Here is a 19,989-nt window from a genome sequence, read left to right as displayed (position 1 = left end):
TCAACGCAATCCGGGTGCGGTCTGTGACCTGGATCACATTAATCACCAGGTATTCGTGCAAGATCTAGCCATACGGCGGTTCCTGGGCGAGCGTTTGGCGCGAAGACAACATAAGTTAACCCTTCGTTCACCAAGTCATTTACACGAGGCTGTAAATGAGCCAGCATGCTCTCAGCGTCGCGGCATAGAATTGGGGGAGGTCAGCGATGGATGGCATATCGATTGCGGTTGTAGACGACCACCCGCTTCTGACCGAAGGGATCGTTGCACTGCTGCAACGCAAAGGTGGATTCTCGCTCGTTGCGACCGGTTCCGCTGCTGATCACATCACCACGATCACGGAAACTCACCAGCCTGACGCGATGATTGTCGATCTGAACATGGCGGGCGATGCCTTCCAGGCGATTTCGGACGCATCCAAGGCTGCGCCTCACATGAAAATGGTGGTGTTCACCGCATCGACCAGTACCGACCATGCCATTCAGGCGCTCGACGCCGGCGCCAGCGGGTACGTCCTCAAGGGCAGTCCCGCCGATGATCTCTTCGACGCGATTGAGGCGGCGCGGCGAGGCGAGATCTATATCACGCCTGCTTTCGCCACCAAGGTGATCGGTGCGCTGCAAAGCAAGGCGCTGGAGAAGAGGGCGGCGCAGAGCACCAGGCTGAGTGTGCGGGAGGACCAGATCGTGAGGCTTCTCCTGTGCGGGAAGCAGAATCGAGAGATCGCCCGGGCCCTCTCGCTGAGCGAGAAGACTATCAAGGGCTATATGACCAATCTCATGCACAAGCTGAATGCCAGGAATCGTCTCGAGGTTGTGATCGCGGCGCAAAGGCTCGTTCCTCCGGCATCTGATACGCGTGATCCGGCGAGGCCTCGGTAGGGGCGGGATCGCGCCGTCAGGATCGCATGGGCAGCGTGGCGCGCACTTCGGTTCCACCTGTAGGCAGCCGACTCACTGTGAGTTGGCCTCGCAATGCCTTGATGCGGCTGTCCATGCCCCGCACCCCGAGGCCGCCACCAGCGAGTGTCGTGTCACGGTGCTGGACGGGCAAGGTGCTGCCACTGTCCGACACGCAGATCTCGAGCATGTCGTCGCCAATGCGGGCTTCGACCTTCTGCCCCCGCCCCCCGGCGTGTTTATAGGCGTTGGTCAACGCCTCCTGCACGACCCGGTAAGAACAGAAGCGGATGGCGACGGGAACCTGTGCGGGCAGTTCGGCGATGTTGCGAAGCACATGTGTGCCTGTCTGCTGCTCATGGCGGGTAATGGCCAGATGGATGGTCTCCGCGAGAGAGAGATTCTCCGCCTCGGGCAGTGCCAGCCCTGACGACAGGTTGCGCAGATCCGAGAGGACCTGCTGGATCAGGGGTTCGAGTTCGCCGTGAGCATGGGCTGCGGGCGCCACGGTCCCGCTCGCCCGATCTGCTGCAGAGGGCAGCTTCAGCATCATCAGGCTGAGGAGTTGGATGGGCCCGTCGTGGATGTCGGCGCCAATGCTGGCAAGATAGGTCTCGTTGAGAACGGTGGCGTTGAGCCTGGCCCGGTCCGCTGCCCGCCTGAGCGCATTGTTCCGCTTCGCCAGGGCTTCAGCCCGCGCCAGGTTCTGCTCGAGAAGAGCCTGCTGGCTACTGATGATCCGGCTCGCGCGTTTGACGATGACATGTAGCAGGATGACGATGACGATGGCGACATTCGCGATGAGGAACCATGTCGCGTATCGGACGCTGGAGATCTCTCGGTTCATGAACTGGCTGAACTCGTAGAATTCTCCGATCGCGATGATGTCCCTGGTCTTCTCCCTGTAGATCGGCGCATAGATCTCGATCAGCTTTGGCTTTAACTTCAGAGCCCTGAGCTCATCGCCGTCATCGTCGAGATCGGTGTCGACGACGACGTTGCCTGCCATGATCCGCTTGATGTCGCCCGCCGGCAGCTTCCCGTGAGACACGACCTTGCTCGTGCTGAAGATCAGGTTCCCGTTGAGGTCCCATAACTTGATGATCGCGACGTGGCGGCCGAGGCTGGTATTAACCAGCAGGGCCTCGATCTTCTCACGGCTTTCCTGCGGTAATGTGTTCGAGGCATCCAGCCCCTGCACATGGGGTGCCAGAAATCCCTCGAGATAGAGCGCTCCCGTTTCCGCCATGCCTTGAATCCAGCCGGAGCGAATCCGGCTCTCGACCCAATAGCCGAGAGCAGCCATGGACAGGCCGACGGCCAAGGCGGCGGTGAGGAGGAACTGGCGTTCGAGGGTCAGGGCGTTCCAGCGTTGCAGGATTGCGTTGCGGAATGCGGTGGGCCAGCGCCACTTCTTTCCGTCCCCACCCGTCGTGTCAGTTCCTCCGCCCTGCGCCTGGGAAGCGCCTGCGTACTTGTCATTCACCCGGTCGTTCATCCACAATCCATCGTGGCTTCGATCCAGTGCGCGATCGTCTCGGTGCTAGGCCGTGTCTTCCGCGTATTCCAGATTGGAAGAATAGCAATTTGTGCACTCTTGCGCCAAGGCCAATGTTCTGCCGATAGACGAGAATTCTTCGTAAATTTTAAGATTTTGAATCAGATAGTTTTCAAAATAGCGCAGAAATCCTGCGCCATGAACGACCTCTTCGGGTTCGACTCTTGCCTTGGTTACCTGTCGACAAGTCGGCGGATACACCGTGACATAACCCGATAGAGCGGGGGCACTGTCATCGCGCTGCTGTGCAAGAGCCTGAATCGCTCTCGCTTCAGTTGAATTCGTCTTGCGACGCTCCTTCAGTAGCGCGAAGCGCCATGATCGGCGCCGGTACACGGGTTTGTTGCTACACCCCGTCTGTTGACGGGGGGGCATGGCAAGCTCACCTCAGTGGTGAAATGTCCAGAGCAGGCTTTCGCTCAAGCCCTTCAGTGCTTCGACTGCGTCAGGTCGCTCGCGGGCGATCGCCGTAATCAGGGCGTCCGCCAGCGCGAAGATCGCAGTCGGCGAATTTGGCAGAAGCCGATTCCGGGCCGGGGCGAAGAGCGTGATGTCGGCGATGTTGGCGAGTGGGGAGGTGGGGCCGTCCGTCAGCGCAAGCAAAGTCGACCCCCGCTTCTTCGCGAAGGAGGCGAGGTCGAGCGTGGTGCGCGAATAGCGCGGCACTGAGATCGCGACGACGAGGTCGTCCGGCCTGGCCGAGAGCATGTGGCGAATGGCTCGTTCAGGGCCAGCGCGTGAGGACGCGAAGGTCACGTCGGCGTCGAGATAGAGCGCGAGCCCGTCCTCAAGGAAAGATGCGACATGATGGCTCGCCCCCGACGCGGCGATGAAGACGCGGCGCGCCTTGAGCAGCGCCTCGATCGCCCGTGTCGTGGTCGCCTCGTCGAGGGCGTCCCGCGCGGCCTGCAGATTGGCCGACTGGTCGGAAAGGGCGTCAACAAAGGTGGCGAAGGTCGAGCCCGCGGCCGAGCGTGCGCCTGCAAAACTGTCGACCGGATCGAGCGCGAATTTCAGGGCCGAGGAGAGGGCTGCACGGAATTCGGCATAGTTTCCATAGCCAAGAGCGCGGACGAAGCGCGTGACGGTGGCGTTGGAGGTCCCGCTGCCTTCAGCCAGTCCTTCGATCGTCATGGTGGCGACGTCGAGTGGGTGCTGCAGCACGAAATCGGCCGCACGCCGATGCCCGTTGCTCAAGGACGGGTAGACCCGGGCGATCCGGTTCGAGAGATCGGTCGTCGGCTTCAAGCCTTGGGACATGCGTCTCCACCCGATTGACGTTCGAATATTTTCATGTTTGCTACCCAACGAAAATGAAGCTGTCAAAATGGTTCACATTGGGAGCGGAGATGACCATGCGTAAATCCTTAATGGTTGCGGCTTTGGCCGGAACCTGCCTTGGCGCCGCGCCGGCCTGGGCCCAGACCCTGCGCATCGCGCTGGCTTCGGAACCGACAGCTGTCGATCCGCATTACCATGATCTCACGCCGAACAATGCGCTGGCCCAGCACATCTTCGACTCGCTCGTGCGTCAGGACGAGAAGCAGAAGCTCCATCCCAGCCTCGCCAATTCCTGGGAGAATGACGGCAAGAACCGCTGGACCTTCAAGCTGCGCCAGGGCGTGACCTTCTCGAACGGCAAGCCCTTCACTGCGGAAGACGTGGTCTTCACGTTCTGCCGCACGCTGAAGAACGAGACCAAGGTCTCCGATTCCTTCGCCGATATCACCGGGAACTTCGCCTCGGTCGAGGCGCCCGACGCCCACACGCTGATCATCAACACGATCAACCCCGAACCGCTGATGCCGAACCTGCTTTCGAGCCTCAGCATTCTCTCGGCTTCGATCGTCGAGCATGGCCCCATCAGCTATGACGTTCCCAAGAACTGCGGCGTGACCGGCGCCTGGCCGGCCGTGAGCGGTTTCAATGACGGCAGCCTCGCCATCGGCACGGGCCCCTACAAGCTGAAGTCCTATGTTCGCGGTTCGTCGATCGAGCTCGAGCGCAACCCGAGCTACTGGGGCAAGGCGGAGCCTTGGGCGACCGTGCGCCTGCTGCCGGTGACCAATGCCGGTCCGCGCCTGGCCGGGCTGCTTGCCGGTGACTACGACGTCATCGAGAATCCCGCGGCGCGCGACCTTGGCCGCATCAAGGGTGACAAGCGCTTTGGCCATGTCGTCACGCCCTCGACCCGCGTGATGTATTTTCAGCTCGACGTGGCCCGCGACCAGAGCCCCTTCGTCAAGTCCGAAGACGGCAAGAACCCGCTCAAGGACCCCCGCGTCCGGAAGGCGATGTCGCTCGCTATCGATCGTGACGCGATCGTCAAGCGGATCATGGACGGTGCGGCAGAGCCGGCCTACCAGTTCCTGCCGACCGGTATGTTCGGCACGCTGCCGAACCCGCCGAAGCTGGCCTATGACCCGGCTGCCGCCAAGAAGCTGATGGCCGAGGCAGGCTATGCCAAGGGCTTCCAGCTGACGCTGTCCTCGACCAATGACCGCTATATCAATGACAGCCAGATCACCCAGGCTGTCGCGCAGTACCTGACCCAGATCGGCATCAAGACCGAGGTCGATGCGATGACGCGCGCGATCTATTTCCCGCGCCGCGCCAAGAAGGAATTCAGCGTTGCGCTCGGCGGCTGGGGTTCCGGCACCGGTGAGGCTGCGTCCTTCCTGCGTCAGTGGCCGCCGACCCCGAACGACGAGAAGACCCTCGGCGGCTCGAACTATGGCGGTTACAAGAACGACGCGTTCGACAAGGTGATCCGCACTGCCGTGACGACGCTCGACGATGCCAAGCGGGCCGAATTGCTGCAGGAAGCCGGCAAGCTGGTGCTCGCAGACGGTGCGTTCATCCCGCTGCACTTCGAAAGCGGCATCTGGGCGTTCAAGTCCGACCTGAGCGTCACCGGCCGCGCCGACCAGTTCATGCTGGCGATGTCGGTGAAGCCGGTCGCCAAGTAAGTCCAGTCATCCAGTAAGCGTAGCAGAGTCGATCAAACGCAATGACCGCCTATGTTTTGCAGCGGCTGATCCAGAGCGTCATCGTTCTGCTCGCGGTCTCGGTCGTGGTTTTCTTCGCCGTCTATGGCATCGGAGACCCGATCGAGCTCCTGGTCTCGCCACAGGTCAGTGCCGCCGAGCGCGCGGCCCTGATCAAGCGGCTCGGCCTCGACCTGCCAGTCTGGCAGCAATATTTCACCTTCATGGGCAATGCCCTGAAGGGCGATCTCGGGCGCTCCTTCGTGCATGGCGTGCCCGCGATCGAACTGATCCTCGCCCGTCTGCCCGCGACCTTCGAACTGGTGCTGCTGGCGATGACGCTGGCCGTCACGGTCGGTGTGCCACTCGGGCTGTTCGCGGGACTCGATCCTGACAGCCGGCCGTCACGGATCATCATGGCGAGTACCGTGCTCGGCTATTCCCTTCCGAATTTCTGGAAGGGGATGATGCTGATCCTGCTCTTTGCGGTCGTGCTTGGCTGGCTGCCGACGGCCGGCCGCGGCGAGACCGTCTCCGTGCTCGGCGTACAGACCAGCCTGCTCACGCTGGACGGGCTGCAGCATCTGATCCTGCCGGCGCTCAACCTCGCCATCCCTAATACGGCACTGATGATCCGCCTCGTCGCGGCCGGCACGACCGAGACGATGACGCAGGACTATGTGAAATATGCCCGTGCCAAGGGCGTGCGCCGCAAGCGGATCGTCGGTCGGCACGTGCTGCGCAACATCCTGATCCCGGTCGTGACGGTGGTCGGCATCGAGTTCGGCAGCCTCGTCGCCTTCTCCACCATCACTGAGACGGTCTTCGCCTGGCCCGGCATGGGCAAGCTCCTGATCGATTCGATCTACCAGCTCGATCGGCCGGTGGTCGTCGCCTATGTGCTGCTGGCGACGCTGCTCTTCGTCACGGTGAACTTCCTCGTCGATATTCTCTATGCCGCGCTCGATCCGCGCGTGAAGCTGACCGGAGACATGGCATGAGCGCGCCGGCGAAAGCTCCAGTCGTGCCGGCCTATGCCGATACGCCCCTGCGCGAGAAGGTGTTGCGCCGGATCCGGAACCGGCCGACGACGCGCGGCGCCGCGATCCTGCTCGGTATCCTTGTCCTGCTCGCCGTACTTGCTCCCGTCATCGCGCCGCAGAACCCGCACGACCTCGCCTCGTTGAGCGTGATGGACAACCGGCTGGCTCCGGGAGACAGCGGCATGACCGGCATCACCTACTGGCTTGGTAGCGATGCCCAGGGTCGCGACATGCTGAGCGCGATCCTCTACGGGCTTCGGACCAGCCTGATGGTTGGTCTCACGGCGACCGCGGGCGCGCTCGTCATCGGCATTACCGCCGGCCTGCTCGCAGCTCAGTTCGGCGGCGCGGTCGATGCCGTGATCATGCGCGTCGTCGACTTCATGCTCGGCTTTCCCTCGATCCTGATCGCGCTCGTGCTGCTCGCCTCGATCGGCCGTGGCGTCGACAAGGTGATCTTTGCGATCGTGCTGGTGCAATGGGCGCAATATGCACGATTGATGCGTGCCGCCGCCCTGGTCGAGCGTCGCAAGGAATATATCGAGGCGGCGCTGAATTTCGGTCTGCCGACCCGACATATCATGCTGGCCCATCTCCTGCCGAACTCGGTCGGCTCGGTGCTCGTGGTGGCCTCGATCAGCATTGCGAGCGCAATTACGCTGGAGGCGACCCTGTCCTTCCTCGGCGTCGGCGTGCCCGTGACGCAGCCTTCGCTCGGACTGCTGATCGCCAACGGCTTCGAATTCCTCCTCTCCGGCGAATACTGGATCGCAGTATTCCCCGGCATCGCGCTGGTGCTGCTCATCATGTCGCTCAATCTTGTCGGCGACCGCCTGCGCCGCAGCTTCAACGTGCGCTCATGAGTGCTCCGCTTCTAGAGGTCCGGGGACTCAGGACCGTCTTCCACGCGCTCGATGGCGCCTGGCCGGCCGTCGATGGCGTCGATCTCAGCGTCGCGCGCGGCGAGGTGCTCGGGCTGGTCGGAGAATCCGGTTCCGGCAAGTCGGTGACCGGTTTCTCGCTGGTCCAGCTCATCGATCCGCCGGGCGAGATCGTTGCGGGCGAGATCACCTTCGCCGGCGAGAACCTTCGCGAGGCGTCCGAAGAGCGGCTGCGCAAGCTGCGCGGCGATCGCATCGCCATGATCTTCCAGGATCCGCTGATGACGCTGAACCCGGTGCTCAGCATCGGCGAGCAGATGAGCGAGGCGATCCTGGAGCATCGCCAGTGCAGCCGCGCGGAAGCGCTGAGCGAGGCGGCCAAGGCACTGGCACGTGTCGGCATCTCCTCGCCGGAGGCACGCCTCAAGCAGTTCCCGCATGAGTTCTCGGGCGGCATGCGCCAGCGTGTCGCGATCGCGACCGCACTGCTGAATGCACCCGACCTGATCATCGCCGACGAGCCGACCACGGCGCTCGACGTCACGATCCAGAGCCAGATCCTGTTCGAGGTCCAGAAGCTCAGCCGTGAAACCGGTACGGCGGTGCTGTGGATCACCCATGATCTCGCGGTCGTCGCCGAGCTCGCGGACCGGGTCGCCGTGATGTATGCCGGCCGGGTCGTCGAGATCGGTCCGGTCGACTCCGTGCTCGACCAGCCGCGGCATCCCTATACGCTTGGTCTGCTGAATTCCTCGGCCGCGATGGTCGAGCCGGGTGAGCGCCTGAACCAGATCGACGGCGTCGCGCCGCGGATCGATGGGCGCCCGAGCGGCTGCCCATTCCGCCCCCGCTGCAACCGGGTCCAGCCGATCTGCGCGGAGCAGGATCCGACGCCGACCGGGACCGCCGAACGCAGCTTCCGTTGCCATAACCCGGTTCCGCAGGGAGAGGCAGCATGAGTGCGCCCGTCTTCGAACTGAAGGGTGTGACCAAGCACTTCCGCCGCAGCCCCACCCTGGCGGAACGCATCCTGATGGCGACCGGTCGCGGGAAGGCGCCGCCGGCGCTGCGAGCTGTCGACGGCGTCGATCTCAGCGTCAAGCGCGGTGAAGTCCTCGGGCTCGTCGGTGAGTCCGGCTGCGGCAAGTCGACCCTGGCGCGTGTCGCCACCGGCATCCTTAAGCCGAGCACGGGCGAGGTCATCTACGAACAGAAGCCGGTGGCCGGGCTCAAGGGCAAGGACCGGCTCGAGTTCCTGCTCAAGGTCCAGATGATCTTCCAGGACCCCTACGCCTCGCTTGATCCACGCATGAAGGTCAGCCGGATCGTCGGCGAGGCGCTGAGCGTCCATAAGCTGCTGCCGAAGGCTGAGATCGAGGCCGCTGTCGATCAGGCGCTGACCGAAGTTGGGCTCGATCTCGCCTATCGGGAGCGTTATCCGCACCAGTTCTCGGGCGGCCAGCGCCAGCGTATCGGCATTGCCCGCGCGCTCGCGGTGAAGCCTGACTTCCTGGTCTGCGACGAACCGGTGTCGGCGCTCGACGTGTCCATCCAGGCCCAGGTCATCAACCTGTTCATGGATGTGCGGGAGCGGCACGGGCTGACTTATCTCTTCGTCAGCCATGATCTTGGGCTGGTGCGCCATATCAGCGACCGGGTCGCGATCATGTATCTCGGCCGGATCGTCGAGATCGGATCTGCCACTGCCATCTTCGCCGAGCCGGCGCATCCCTATAGCGCGGCCCTGATCAAGGCGATCCCGTCGGCGGCCGGGCGCAAGCGTGATTTCCAGCCATTGAAGGGCGAGTTGCCGTCGCCACTCGCACCGCCGCCAGGCTGCCCGTTCCACCCGCGCTGCGAGCTCGCGATGCCCGTTTGCCGTGAGGTCCGGCCAAAGCTGACCGAGATCGCGCCCGGCCGCAGCGCCGCCTGCCATTTGCACAAGGCCCCGGAGACCGCATGACCACCGCTTCGCTTACGCCCGCTATCGGCCGCAGCACTCTGCCTTTCGTCGATCGCTTTCATCCCGACAGGCCGCTCGAGGTCAATATCTATCGTCCCGCCGGCCACAAGCCGAACGACCCGGTAGTGGTCGTGCAGCACGGCATGCTGCGCAATGGCGACGAGTACCGCGATTTCTGGATCGATGCTGCGGAGAAGCACGGCCTCCTGATCGTCGCCCCGACCTTCTCCAACGAGCATTATCCGCAGGCCGAAGGCTATAATAACGGGCTCGTTCTCGGGGCCGGCGGCGCGATCGCTGCACGCGACACCTGGCTCTATTCCGTGCCGCAGCGTGTGCTCGAGGCGCTGCGTGCCGGTGGCGTCATCGACCGTCCGGTGATCCGCATCTTCGGCCATTCGGCCGGCGGTCAGTTCGTCCATCGGATGCTGGTGACGCAAGGCTCGGAACCCTTCGAGGCGGCGATGGCCTCCAATCCGGGCTGGTACACATTGCCTTGCCTTGACAGGAGTTTCCCGGAAGGCCTCGGTGAGCTCGGGCTGGATCAAGCGGCGCTGGCGCGTTGGCTTGCCTATCCGATGATCATTTTCGCCGGTGACCAGGACATCGCCACCGCCGATCCGAACCTGCCATCGCAGGCCGAGGCGCTGGCTCAGGGGCCGCATCGCTACGGCCGGGCCCACTTCATGCTCGACTTCGCCAAGCGCGAGGCGGCCCGGCTCGGGCTGCCCTGCAACTGGCAGCTGATCACGGTGAACGGAATCGGCCATGACGGCGCGGCGATGTCGCGTGCCGCAGCGGCCTACTGGTTCGAGGACGGCCGTATTCCCTCAGCCGAGGAACTGGGCCAGCAGGCCGCTCCGGTCCTCTGAGGTCATCGTTCGTCGCGGCGTGCTGCCGCGGCGAATTGAAACCGAAAGCTGTCCCCAGCCGCCAGTGGCGGCTGGGGATTGTTTTATGTCTCAGCCGCGCGACATGTTCAGCGGCGGCTGCACTTCCCCCGGCAGTGGCGAGACATAGCCATCCTTGCCGACGCGGGTCTTCAGGTCGGCCTTTGCCGCAGCCATCAGGGCAGGGTCCGAGAGCACGGCGGCTCCGGCCGCTGCCATCGCCTTGGCAACCTGGACCATGGCCTTGTGCGCGGCCGGGCTTTTGCCCTGCGCCACCACCTGCCAGGTGTGGAAAGGCGTGCCGATCGCGACGGTTGGCGCGTGAGCCTGAACCGTCGGCACGACCCAGCTGACGTCGCCGACATCCGTCGAGCCGATCATCGGATTGCGCGGCGCGTCGAGCGGGACGACGAAATCGGCAAGCGGAGCCTCGGTCTCAGGCAGGCCGATCGAGCGCCAGGAGGACGCGATCTCCTGAGGCGAGAGCGTCGAGCGGATATCCCGGGCGAAGGCGCGGTCGGTCTCGTCGAAATGCGGAGCGCCGAGCTCCTCGAGAATGTCGTGCATCGCCTTCTCGAGCGGGGTGTTGCCGACGACGTTCGAGACGGCGCTGATGATGCGCATCTCCATCTTGGTTTCGGTCATCAATGCCGCGCCCTCGGCGATCTTGCGGACGCGTTCGACGAGCTCGAGCATGCCGGGCAAATCGCGCGCGCGAATCGAGTAGCGGACGCGCGCATGCGCCTGCACGACGTTGGGGGCGATGCCGCCCGTATCCAGCAGCGCGTAGTGCACGCGCGCGTCGCTTGGCATGTGCTCGCGCATATAGTTGACGCCGACACTCATCAACTCGACGGCGTCGAGCGCGCTGCGGCCGAGATGGGGCGAGGCCGCAGCATGGGCGGCGCGGCCGGTGAAGATGAAATCGGCACGCGTATTGGCGAGCGAGAGGGGAGGGGTGACTTCCCAGAAGCTCGACGGGTGCCAGGAAATCGCAACATCGGCGTCGTCGAAGGCACCCGAGCGAACCATGAAGGCCTTGGCTGCGCCGCCTTCCTCAGCAGGGCAGCCATAGTAGCGCACGCGCCCCGGGATCTTGTTCTCGGCCAGCCAGTTCTTCATCGCGGTGGCGGCGAGCAGTGCGGCGGAGCCGAGCAGGTTATGCCCACAGCCATGACCATGGCCGCCATCCTCGAGCGGCTGGTGCGTGGCAACACCCGCCTCCTGGCTGAGGCCGGGGAGTGCGTCATATTCGCCGAGGAAGGCGATGACCGGGCCGCCTTCTCCGGCCTCGCCGATGACGGCCGTCGGGATGTCGGCAACGTTCTCGGTGATTCGAAAGCCCTGGTGGCGGAGCTCGGCGACATGTTCGGCCACGGAGCGCTGTTCGGTATAGCAGACCTCGGGCATGCCCCAGACCCGTTCGCTCAGCGCGATGAAGCGCTCCTTGCTTGCGTCAACCTGGCGCCAGAGGTCGTTTCGATTGTCCATTTTTATCTCGCTTCTAAGTGTTTCCGCATTTGAGCAAGCCAGGAGAGTCTCGTCCAGTCAGTTCCAAGCGGGACTGCAAGGCGCTGCGCTGCATGGTTGACGCGCTCTTTGGCACATGCCTTGCTGGGAGCAGCTTGAGGGAAAAGCAGGGGGCGCAAGACCTCCGGAGTTTTGTCGGTTGCCGATTGGCGGAGGGTATGTATGAACGAACACGGCCTGCGAGGTTTGATCGCGGATGTGAAGGAAGGTGGCCTGTCGCGGCGCTCCTTCGTGCAGAAGATGGTGGCGCTGGGACTGAGCGCACCGATCGCAACCCAGATGCTGGCCTGGAACGGCGTCGCGATGGCGCAGCCGGTCGACGATTACAAGCCGACCAAGGCCGGTGGCGGCGGGCCGCTGAAGATCCTGCTCTGGCAGGCGCCGACCCTGCTGAACCCGCATTTCGCCTCTGGCACCAAGGACCAGGAGGCCTCGCGCGTCTTCTATGAACCGCTCGCCGGCTGGGATGCCGAAGGCAATCTCATTCCGTGCCTCGCTGCCGAAGTCCCTTCCAAGGAGAATGGCGGTCTCTCGGCCGACGGCAAGTCGGTGACGTGGAAACTGAAGCAGGGCGTCAAATGGCATGACGGCAAGCCGTTCACGGCCGATGACGTCGTCTTCAACTGGGAATATGCTGCCGATCCGGCCACCGCCGCCTACACCACCGGCTCCTACAAGGACATCAAGGTCGAGAAGGTCGACGACCACTCCGTCAAGGTCATTTTCGCCGAGGCAACGCCGTTCTGGGCCGATGCCTTCGTCGGCGTCGCCGGCCTGATCATCCCGAAGCACCATTTCGGCGAGTTCAAGGGGGCCAAGTCGCGCGAGGCTCCGGCCAATCTGAAGCCCGTCGGCACCGGCCCCTACAAGTTCGTCGACTTCAAGCCAGGTGACATCGTCACCGGCGAGCGCAACCCCGATTATCACGTCAAGAACCAGCCGCATTTCGACACGATCGAGGTCAAGGGCGGCGGCGACGCAGTCTCGGCGGCGCGCGCCGTGCTGCAGACCGGCGAGTTCGACTATGCCTGGAACATGCTGGTCGAGGACGAGATCCTCAAGCGCATGGAAACCGGTGGGCGCGGGCGCGTGCTGGCGGTTCCTAGCGGCAATATCGAGTTCATCATCCTCAACACGACGGATCCGTGGACCGAGGTCGATGGCGAGCGTTCGAGCGTCAAGACCAAGCATCCGACGCTCAGCGATCCGGCCGTGCGCCAGGCGATCAACCTGCTGATCGACCGCGACTCGATCCAGAAATTCATCTATGGCCGCGGCGGCACCGCGACGGCGAGCTTCGTCAACGAGCCGAAGATGTTCAAATCGAAGAAGCTGAAATACGAGTTCAGCGTCGACAAGGCGAACAAGGTCCTCGACGACGCCGGCTGGAAGAAGGGCGCCGACGGCATCCGCGAGAAGGATGGCAAGAAGCTGAAATACGTCTTCCAGACCTCGATCAATGCGCCGCGCCAGAAGACCCAGGCCATCATCAAGCAGGCCTGCCAGCGCGCCGGCATCGATCTCGAACTGAAGTCGGTGACCGCGTCCGTGTTCTTCTCCTCTGACGTCGCCAACCCCGACACCTACACCAAGCTCTACTGCGACATGGAGATGTACACCACGACGCAGCCGCAGCCGGATCCGGAGCGCTTCCTCAACCAGTTCACCTCCTGGGAGGTCGCCAACAAGGAGAACAAGTGGCTCGGTCGCAACGTCTCGCGCTACGCCAGCAAGGAAGCGGACGACGCCTACAAGGCTGCGCAGAAAGAGCTCGACCCAGCCAAGCGCGCCGCGCTGCTGATCAAGGTCGATGAGGCCTTCTGCGAGGCCAACGTCATCCTGCCGCTTCTGTCGCGTACGCGCGTCGCCGCCGCGGCCAACAACCTGGTGCCGAAATACAGCGGCTGGGACAGTGACGTCTGGCGACTGGCGAGCTGGTATCGCAGCTAGTAGAAGCGGCCAATCCCTTAGCGAAAGCGCAATGCGCTCTCGCTAAGGGTGAGTACCGACCGTTCATTGACCGGCCGGAGCCGGATCATCGCAGGGGCGTCTTCGTCGCTCCCTGCATCCTTCGGTTCCGGTTTACGGTCCCGATCCGCACGCTGACAGAGACCTGTACATGGCGAGTTACCTCATAAGGCGATTGCTCATCGCCATTCCGAGCCTTCTAGGCATCAGCCTGATCCTGTTTACGGTTCTTGCGCTGGCGCCTGGCGACCCGTTCGAGGAGCTCGCGACCAATCCCAATGTGCCTCCCGAAGTCCGAATGGCGTTGCGCGCGAAGTTCGGGATCGATGATCCGATCATGGTGCGCTATGTGCGCTGGCTGACGGCCATGGTGCAGGGCGACTGGGGCTTTTCCTTCGCCAGCCGAATCAATGTCGACGATCTCATCCTGCAGCGGGTCCCGACGACGCTCTTCGTCGTTGGCAGCTCGCAGCTGCTGGCGCTTGCGATCGCGCTGCCGGTCGGCATCTATGCCGCGACGCGGCCTTATTCGGTCTTCGACCAGATCGCCAACACGCTCGCCTTCGTCGGTTTCTCGCTGCCGACCTTCTTCACCGGCCTGCTCTTCATCCTGCTGTTCTCGATCAAGCTGGACTGGCTGCCCTTCGTCTATCGCTCCGATATCGCGGCGACAGGCTGGCGCTGGTACTGGGAGATGATGCGGCAGGCGCTGATGCCGATCCTGGTGCTCGGTCTCTTTCAGGCAGCCTCCTATACGCGCTATGTGCGCTCCGCGGTGCTCGACGTCGTCAGGCTCGACTATGTCACCACCGCCCGGGCAAAGGGCCTCAGCGAGACGAAGGTGACGATCCGGCATGTGGCGCGCAACGCGCTGATCCCGGTCGTCACGCTGGTCGCGCTGCAGATGCCGGCGGTCTTCGGCGGCGCCATCGTCACGGAACAGATTTTCCGTGTGCCCGGCATCGGCTCGCTGCTGATCACGGCGATTCTCGCCAACGACACCCCTGTCGTCATGGCGGTGACCTTCGTCTTCGCCTGCCTCGTCGTTTTCTTCAACCTCATTGCGGATCTCCTTTATGGCTGGCTCGACCCTCGTATCTCCTTCCGCTGAGCCGACTTCCGGCTCGCCGGCGCGGAGCGTGTCGGTCTCGCCAGCGCGCGAGACCTGGCGCCGCTTCCGCCGACACCGCCTGGCAATGATCAGCACGATCGTGCTCGGCCTGCTTGTGCTCGGCGTCGTCATTGGCCCATGGCTCTGGCCTGTGGCGATCAACGATATCGACTTCGCGGCACAGCTGCAGACGCCGTCCTGGAGCCATCCGTTCGGCACCGACGATCTCGGCCAGGATATTCTGGCGCGGATGATCTATGGCGGGCGCATCTCGCTCGCAGTCGGTCTTGCCGCCATGGTGGTCGCCACGTTCGTCGGCGTCGTCGTCGGGGCGATCGCCGGCATGTCGCGCGGCTATGTCGACTCCTTCCTGATGTGGGTCACCGACCTCTTCCTGTCGCTGCCGCAGCTGCCGCTGCTGCTGCTGGTGATCTATCTGTTCCGCGAACAGCTCAAGGCCGTTTTCGGGCTTGAGGGCGGCGTCTTCGTCCTGATCGTCGTCGTCATCGGCGGGTTGCGCTGGATGCCTGTCGCCCGCCTGGTCCGGGCCCAGTTCTTCTCGCTGCGCGAGAAGGAGTTCGTCGAGGCGGCGCGTGCGTCGGGCGCGACGAAATGGCGGCAGGTCGTCAGCCACATCCTGCCCAACGCGATGGGACCGGTCATCGTTGCCGGCACCATCGAGGTGTCGTCCGCGATCATCGCCGAATCGACCCTGTCCTTCCTTGGTCTCGGCTTCCCGCCGGACATCCCGACCTGGGGGCGGATCCTGTTCGACGCCAAGGATCATCTCGATGTCGCTCCGCACTGGGCCTTGTTCCCTGGTGCCGCGATCTTCCTCACCGTTCTCTCGATCAACTTCATTGGCGATGGCTTGCGCGACGCGCTCGACCCGCGCCGCGTGATCTAGGAAAGACTGGAAAGCTTCAGCATGACCTCTCCCATTCTCTCCGTTTCGCATCTGACCACCTCGTTCCGTGTCGAGGGGCAGTGGCGCTCCGTGGTCCGCGACGTCTCCTTCGATATCGGACCGAAGGAAACGGTGGCCGTCGTTGGTGAATCAGGCTCCGGCAAGAGCGTGACGGCGCTCTCGATCATGCGGCTGACACCGCCCGGCTCGAGCAAGATCGAAGGTTCGATCAAGCTCGGCGGCAAGGAACTGCTGACCTTGCCCGATGCCGATATGCGCCATATTCGCGGCAATGAAGTCGCGATGATCTTCCAGGAGCCGATGACCAGCCTGAATCCGGTGCTGACCATCGGCTTCCAGATCGCCGAGGCGTTGATCCTGCACCGCGGCCTGTCGCGCAGTGCGGCCGAGGCCGAGACGATCCGGCTGCTCGAGAAGGTCCGTATTCCGGCGGCGAAGTCGCGCTTCAACGAGTACCCGCACCGCTTCTCCGGCGGCATGCGCCAGCGCGTGATGATCGCGATGGCCTTGGCCTGCAAGCCGAAGCTCCTGATCGCGGACGAGCCGACGACAGCGCTCGACGTGACGATCCAGGCGCAGATCCTCGAGCTTATCAAGAGCCTGCAGGACGAGGAGGGCATGTCCGTCCTCTTCATCACCCACGACATGGGCGTAGTCGCCGAAATCGCCGACCGCACGGTGGTGATGTATAACGGCCAGGCGGTGGAGACCGGCGCCACCGAGGACATCTTCGCCCGCGCCACGCACCCCTATACCCGGTCGTTGCTTTCGGCGGTGCCGAAGCTGGGCTCGATGATCGGCCACAAGCGGCCGATGCGCTTCCCGGTCGTCGATCGGGCGACGGGCCTGTCCGATGTGCCGACGGAGACCTCCGACACCGTGGCTCATGCTGAGCGGCCGGTGCTCGAGGTCAGCGGGCTCACCACCCGTTTCGAAATCCGCGCGGGGCTGCTCGGCGGCGTCAAGGGCCGGGTCCATGCGGTCGAGAACGTCTCCTTCAGCCTGCAGGCGGGCGAGACGCTGGCGCTGGTCGGCGAATCCGGTTGCGGCAAGTCGACGACGGGGCGTTCGGTGATGCGGCTGATCGAGCCGCTCTCCGGCTCGGTGCTGCTTGACGGCGAGGATGTGCTGAAGCTCGACCAGCGGACCCTGCGCGACCGGCGCAAGCGCATGCAGATGATCTTCCAGGACCCCTTCGCCAGCCTCGATCCGCGCATGAATGTCGGCGCGGCGATTGCCGAGCCGCTGCTGATCAACAAGCTCGCGACCCGCTCGGAGGCCCGCGACAAGGTCGCCGAGCTGCTGCGCCGCGTCGGGCTTCAGCCCGATATGGCAAGCCGCTTCCCGCATGAGTTCTCGGGCGGCCAGCGCCAGCGCATCTGCATTGCACGCGCACTCGCGGTCGAGCCGCGGCTGATCGTGGCGGATGAATCAGTCTCGGCGCTCGACGTCTCGGTCAAGGCGCAGGTGATCAACCTCATGCTCGAGCTGCAGGAGCGGATGAAGCTCGGCTATCTCTTCATCTCGCATGACATGGCGGTGGTCGAGCGCGTCAGCCACCGGGTGGCGGTGATGTATCTCGGCGAGATCGTCGAGATCGGCCCGCGCGAGGCGATCTTCGGCAATCCGCAGCACCCCTATACGAAGCGGCTGCTTGCGGCAGTGCCGGTGCCGGATCCGGCACGGCGCCTCGAGAAGCGCCCGGTCTCGAACGACGAGATCAAGAGCCCGGTGCGTGCGCCCGACTACGTCCCGCCGGTCCGCCAGTTCCGCGAGGTCTCACCCGGCCACGCCGTGATGATCTGGGGCGAGGAATGGGAAAAGCCGGCTGTGGTGGCGAAGGTGGCGTAACAGTCATCGATGTGCGGGAGTGCAGCGCGTTGCAGCACCCCGCATATCTCCATCTGAGTGTTCGAGTGGGCCTATAGGCCGCACCAGTTTCTGCCCGCCGGCTCCACTGTTTCGCGCCACAAGCGCACTTATCGCGAGAGGGCGGAGGCGTTGTTCAGCCGGCGTCTGCGTACCGAGGCGCGTTCCTCGGTCATCAGATGCAATGACGTGTTCCAGAGCCCGCCGCTCAACACCGACGTGTCAACATCGCGTCGTGCCATAGGCAGTGCTCCTCTCGACCAATCGGGGCACCATCAATATAAGCCATCACGAATGGTTGTTTTTGGCGGGGATCCGGTAGCCGGATCTGCACCGACGAGGTTGGCTGATGTGTGGGATTTTCGGGTCGATTGGCTTTGAGCCGGACCCCCAACGGATCGATATTGTCGCACATCGTGGTCCTGACGGTCGCGGCTGGACGACCTTTGCCAGCCGGGTTGGCCCCGTAGCGCTCGGGCATCGCCGGCTTGCGATCATCGACGTTACGGATGCTGGATTGCAGCCGATGTGTGATCCGTCGGGCCGTTATTGGCTCGTGTTCAATGGCGAGATCTATAACTATATCGAGCTGCGCGAAGAGATGCGGGCGAAAGGCGAGGCTTTCGTCTCTGAATCGGATTCAGAGGTGTTGTTGCGTGCCTATATGCTCTGGGGCGAGGACGCTTTGCCGCGTCTACGTGGCATGTTTTCCTTCCTGATATGGGACGAGCGTGACAAGACGCTCTTCGCTGCTCGTGATCGTTACGGCATCAAGCCGCTCTACCTGTTCACGACGCCGCGCGGTGCGGCTTTTGCCTCGGAAATCAAGCAGCTGCTCGGCCTGCCAGGGCTGAGCGGCCGCATGAACATTGCGCGGGTGCACGATTTTCTTGCCTCCGGCATCGCCGACCACACGGCTGAGACGATGTTCGAAGGCGTGACGCAGGTGCGCGGCGGCGAGTGCGCCATGATCGATGCGAGCGCCTCGGACACCGTGACCGTCAAATTGCAGCGGTGGTATCCGGCATCGGCGGGCGAGCTTTCCATTTCGGAGAGCGAGGCCGCGGAGCGCTTCCGCGAACTGCTGACGGATTCAGTGCAGCTTCATCTGCGGTCTGATGTTCCGGTCGGATCGTGCCTATCGGGCGGCCTCGATTCATCTGCGATCGTCTGTCTGATGTCAGGCATGATGGGCTCCGGTTCCGGCGGTTCGAGGGTCAACACGGTTTCTGCCTGCTATGCTGAGAAGAGTGTCGATGAGAAGCCGTTCATGGACGCGGTCGTTGCGCATGCCCATACTGAGCCGCATTTTATCTTTCCGAAGGCCGACGACGTGTTCCAGCGGGCCTCGGATATCACCTGGCATCAGGATGAACCCTTCGGTTCAACTTCGATCTTCGCGCAGTGGTGCGTGTTCGAGGAGGCCCGCCGCGTCGGCGTCAAGGTCATGCTTGACGGGCAAGGGGCTGACGAGCAGTTGTCCGGGTATCACAGTGGCTTCTCGTACTACATGGCAGACCTCACGCGCCGACGGCAATTCGGCCAGTTGCTGACGACGATTATCGAGCGCAACCGCTATCACGGCACCCCCATCTACGAGCAGATTCGCAATCATCTCGTTCCGTTGCTACCGCGGGGGCTAGCAGGCCTGCTGCGCCGGCAGCATCGGGCGTTGACGCAACATGATTGGCTCGGCACCGATACCTTGCGACAGAAGGGCAATCCGCGGACGGCGCTTGAGCTCGCCACGGATGAGCTCGGCCTGCCTGCCGTCACCGACCTCCGCTCGCTGTGCATGACGCTGACCTATGGTTCCAATCTGGCCATGCTGCTCCACTGGGAAGACCGCAACTCGATGGCGCATTCTATCGAGGCGCGTGTCCCTTTCCTCGATCATCCGCTGGTCGAGTTCAGCCTCGCTCTGGGCAACGACCACAAGATCGTCGGTGGCGACACCAAGCGGGTTCTGCGCCAGGGGATGAAAGGCATCCTGCCCGAAGCCGTGCGCGAGCGGCGCGACAAGCTCGGTTTCGCGACACCGGAGCAAATCTGGTTCCGGGGGCCACTGCGTGGTCTGGTTGAAGACGGGATCGAGAAGACACTGTCGCGCTACCCCGGGCTGATGAATGCGACAGGGGTGCGGGCGCTAGCGAAGGAAATGCTGGACGGCGATCGTCCGCTCGACTTCACGCTTTGGCGCATCGTGAATCTCGGCTTGTGGGGGGAACGCACGGGCGCGACCCTCTGAGGGGGGTCCACACAATGCTGACAACTGGCGGTACTCCTGATAAAGGCCGTCTGCGTTCAGCCAGTAGCTTGTGCCCCTGGTTTCGGGAAACGAGGTTCACCCTCGGTCCGGAGA

16 protein-coding genes are annotated in these 19,989 nt (G+C 63.6%); 12 read left to right on the top strand and 4 right to left on the bottom strand.

Translation table 11 applies throughout. The features are described 5' to 3' along the window. Nucleotides 1-206 precede the first annotated feature (206 nt). Entirely contained in the window at nt 207-881 is a 675-nt protein-coding gene (locus AC1DIO_RS18740) for a response regulator (RefSeq protein WP_441488301.1), read from the top strand. Between the two features lie 16 nt (nt 882-897). On the opposite strand, the gene AC1DIO_RS18735 is transcribed toward AC1DIO_RS18740, so the two are convergent. The 3 genes from AC1DIO_RS18735 to AC1DIO_RS18725 are packed head-to-tail and all read right to left on the bottom strand — an operon-like array spanning nt 898 to nt 3,717. Continuing rightward, nucleotides 898-2,397 (bottom strand): sensor histidine kinase, encoded by a 1,500-nt coding sequence (locus AC1DIO_RS18735; RefSeq protein ID WP_476853871.1) that lies wholly within the window; start codon nt 2,395-2,397, stop codon nt 898-900. Nucleotides 2,398-2,442: 45 nt separating this feature from the next. After that, nucleotides 2,443-2,832, bottom strand: a complete 390-nt coding sequence (locus AC1DIO_RS18730; protein ID WP_476853870.1) for a hypothetical protein — start codon at nt 2,830-2,832, stop codon at nt 2,443-2,445. 12 nt (nt 2,833-2,844) lie between these two features. Continuing rightward, on the bottom strand, nt 2,845-3,717 hold the full coding sequence (locus tag AC1DIO_RS18725) for a MurR/RpiR family transcriptional regulator (RefSeq protein ID WP_441488303.1): 873 nt from the start codon (nt 3,715-3,717) through the stop codon (nt 2,845-2,847). Between the two features lie 95 nt (nt 3,718-3,812). Here AC1DIO_RS18725 and AC1DIO_RS18720 point away from each other — a divergent pair, with 95 nt between their 5' ends. From AC1DIO_RS18720 to AC1DIO_RS18695, 6 genes are read left to right on the top strand one after another with little or no spacing between them, the layout of a single operon-like run. Further along, nucleotides 3,813-5,426: an ABC transporter substrate-binding protein gene (locus AC1DIO_RS18720; protein ID WP_476853869.1), complete on the top strand. Its 1,614-nt coding sequence runs from the start codon at nt 3,813-3,815 to the stop codon at nt 5,424-5,426. Between the two features lie 41 nt (nt 5,427-5,467). After that, the gene (locus AC1DIO_RS18715; protein WP_441488305.1) at nt 5,468-6,445 is read left to right on the top strand and encodes an ABC transporter permease; all 978 of its coding nucleotides are present in this window, start codon (nt 5,468-5,470) and stop codon (nt 6,443-6,445) included. Continuing rightward, nucleotides 6,442-7,350, top strand: coding sequence for an ABC transporter permease (locus AC1DIO_RS18710; protein ID WP_069879499.1), 909 nt, complete (start codon nt 6,442-6,444; stop codon nt 7,348-7,350). The genes AC1DIO_RS18715 and AC1DIO_RS18710 overlap by 4 nt, the downstream gene beginning before the upstream one ends. Then, on the top strand, nt 7,347-8,327 hold the full coding sequence (locus AC1DIO_RS18705; protein WP_069879500.1) for an ABC transporter ATP-binding protein: 981 nt from the start codon (nt 7,347-7,349) through the stop codon (nt 8,325-8,327). Before AC1DIO_RS18710 ends, AC1DIO_RS18705 begins: the two co-directional genes overlap by 4 nt. After that, nucleotides 8,324-9,331: an ABC transporter ATP-binding protein gene (locus AC1DIO_RS18700; protein ID WP_441488306.1), complete on the top strand. Its 1,008-nt coding sequence runs from the start codon at nt 8,324-8,326 to the stop codon at nt 9,329-9,331. The genes AC1DIO_RS18705 and AC1DIO_RS18700 overlap by 4 nt, the downstream gene beginning before the upstream one ends. Continuing rightward, the gene (locus AC1DIO_RS18695; RefSeq protein ID WP_476853868.1) at nt 9,328-10,203 is read left to right on the top strand and encodes an alpha/beta hydrolase family protein; all 876 of its coding nucleotides are present in this window, start codon (nt 9,328-9,330) and stop codon (nt 10,201-10,203) included. The genes AC1DIO_RS18700 and AC1DIO_RS18695 overlap by 4 nt, the downstream gene beginning before the upstream one ends. 90 nt (nt 10,204-10,293) lie before the next feature. On the opposite strand, the gene AC1DIO_RS18690 is transcribed toward AC1DIO_RS18695, so the two are convergent. Then, nucleotides 10,294-11,712 (bottom strand): M20 family metallopeptidase, encoded by a 1,419-nt coding sequence (locus AC1DIO_RS18690; protein ID WP_476853867.1) that lies wholly within the window; start codon nt 11,710-11,712, stop codon nt 10,294-10,296. 201 nt (nt 11,713-11,913) lie between these two features. Between AC1DIO_RS18690 and AC1DIO_RS18685 the strand changes: the two genes are divergently transcribed. From AC1DIO_RS18685 to asnB, 5 genes are all read left to right on the top strand, one after another. Continuing rightward, a complete protein-coding gene (locus AC1DIO_RS18685) occupies nt 11,914-13,701 on the top strand; it encodes a peptide ABC transporter substrate-binding protein (RefSeq protein ID WP_476853866.1) in 1,788 nt (595 codons plus the stop codon). Between the two features lie 169 nt (nt 13,702-13,870). After that, a complete protein-coding gene (locus AC1DIO_RS18680; RefSeq protein WP_476853865.1) occupies nt 13,871-14,830 on the top strand; it encodes an ABC transporter permease in 960 nt (319 codons plus the stop codon). After that, nucleotides 14,796-15,737: an ABC transporter permease gene (locus AC1DIO_RS18675; protein WP_113510930.1), complete on the top strand. Its 942-nt coding sequence runs from the start codon at nt 14,796-14,798 to the stop codon at nt 15,735-15,737. Before AC1DIO_RS18680 ends, AC1DIO_RS18675 begins: the two co-directional genes overlap by 35 nt. A 21-nt stretch (nt 15,738-15,758) precedes the next feature. Continuing rightward, entirely contained in the window at nt 15,759-17,609 is a 1,851-nt protein-coding gene (locus AC1DIO_RS18670; protein ID WP_441488310.1) for an ABC transporter ATP-binding protein, read from the top strand. 367 nt (nt 17,610-17,976) lie between these two features. Next, nucleotides 17,977-19,875: an asparagine synthase (glutamine-hydrolyzing) gene (gene asnB, locus AC1DIO_RS18665; protein WP_476853864.1), complete on the top strand. Its 1,899-nt coding sequence runs from the start codon at nt 17,977-17,979 to the stop codon at nt 19,873-19,875. The last annotated feature ends 114 nt before the right edge of the window (nt 19,876-19,989 follow it).

It is taken from the genome of Allobosea sp. 05T439 (assembly GCF_056396005.1).
Note: the sequence above shows the minus strand (reverse complement) of the source record. Positions and strands in the feature narration are given on the sequence as shown.

Excerpts from the sequence above, each read along its gene's own strand:
- AC1DIO_RS18740 (WP_441488301.1), top strand. The coding sequence starts at position 207 with ATGGATGGCATATCGATTGCGGTTGTAGACGACCACCCGCTTCTGACC.
- AC1DIO_RS18735 (WP_476853871.1), bottom strand. The coding sequence starts at position 2,397 with ATGAACGACCGGGTGAATGACAAGTACGCAGGCGCTTCCCAGGCGCAG.
- AC1DIO_RS18730 (WP_476853870.1), bottom strand. The coding sequence starts at position 2,832 with ATGCCCCCCCGTCAACAGACGGGGTGTAGCAACAAACCCGTGTACCGG.
- AC1DIO_RS18725 (WP_441488303.1), bottom strand. The coding sequence starts at position 3,717 with ATGTCCCAAGGCTTGAAGCCGACGACCGATCTCTCGAACCGGATCGCC.
- AC1DIO_RS18720 (WP_476853869.1), top strand. The coding sequence starts at position 3,813 with ATGCGTAAATCCTTAATGGTTGCGGCTTTGGCCGGAACCTGCCTTGGC.
- AC1DIO_RS18715 (WP_441488305.1), top strand. The coding sequence starts at position 5,468 with ATGACCGCCTATGTTTTGCAGCGGCTGATCCAGAGCGTCATCGTTCTG.
- AC1DIO_RS18710 (WP_069879499.1), top strand. The coding sequence starts at position 6,442 with ATGAGCGCGCCGGCGAAAGCTCCAGTCGTGCCGGCCTATGCCGATACG.
- AC1DIO_RS18705 (WP_069879500.1), top strand. The coding sequence starts at position 7,347 with ATGAGTGCTCCGCTTCTAGAGGTCCGGGGACTCAGGACCGTCTTCCAC.
- AC1DIO_RS18700 (WP_441488306.1), top strand. The coding sequence starts at position 8,324 with ATGAGTGCGCCCGTCTTCGAACTGAAGGGTGTGACCAAGCACTTCCGC.
- AC1DIO_RS18695 (WP_476853868.1), top strand. The coding sequence starts at position 9,328 with ATGACCACCGCTTCGCTTACGCCCGCTATCGGCCGCAGCACTCTGCCT.
- AC1DIO_RS18690 (WP_476853867.1), bottom strand. The coding sequence starts at position 11,712 with ATGGACAATCGAAACGACCTCTGGCGCCAGGTTGACGCAAGCAAGGAG.
- AC1DIO_RS18685 (WP_476853866.1), top strand. The coding sequence starts at position 11,914 with ATGAACGAACACGGCCTGCGAGGTTTGATCGCGGATGTGAAGGAAGGT.
- AC1DIO_RS18680 (WP_476853865.1), top strand. The coding sequence starts at position 13,871 with ATGGCGAGTTACCTCATAAGGCGATTGCTCATCGCCATTCCGAGCCTT.
- AC1DIO_RS18675 (WP_113510930.1), top strand. The coding sequence starts at position 14,796 with ATGGCTGGCTCGACCCTCGTATCTCCTTCCGCTGAGCCGACTTCCGGC.
- AC1DIO_RS18670 (WP_441488310.1), top strand. The coding sequence starts at position 15,759 with ATGACCTCTCCCATTCTCTCCGTTTCGCATCTGACCACCTCGTTCCGT.
- asnB (WP_476853864.1), top strand. The coding sequence starts at position 17,977 with ATGTGTGGGATTTTCGGGTCGATTGGCTTTGAGCCGGACCCCCAACGG.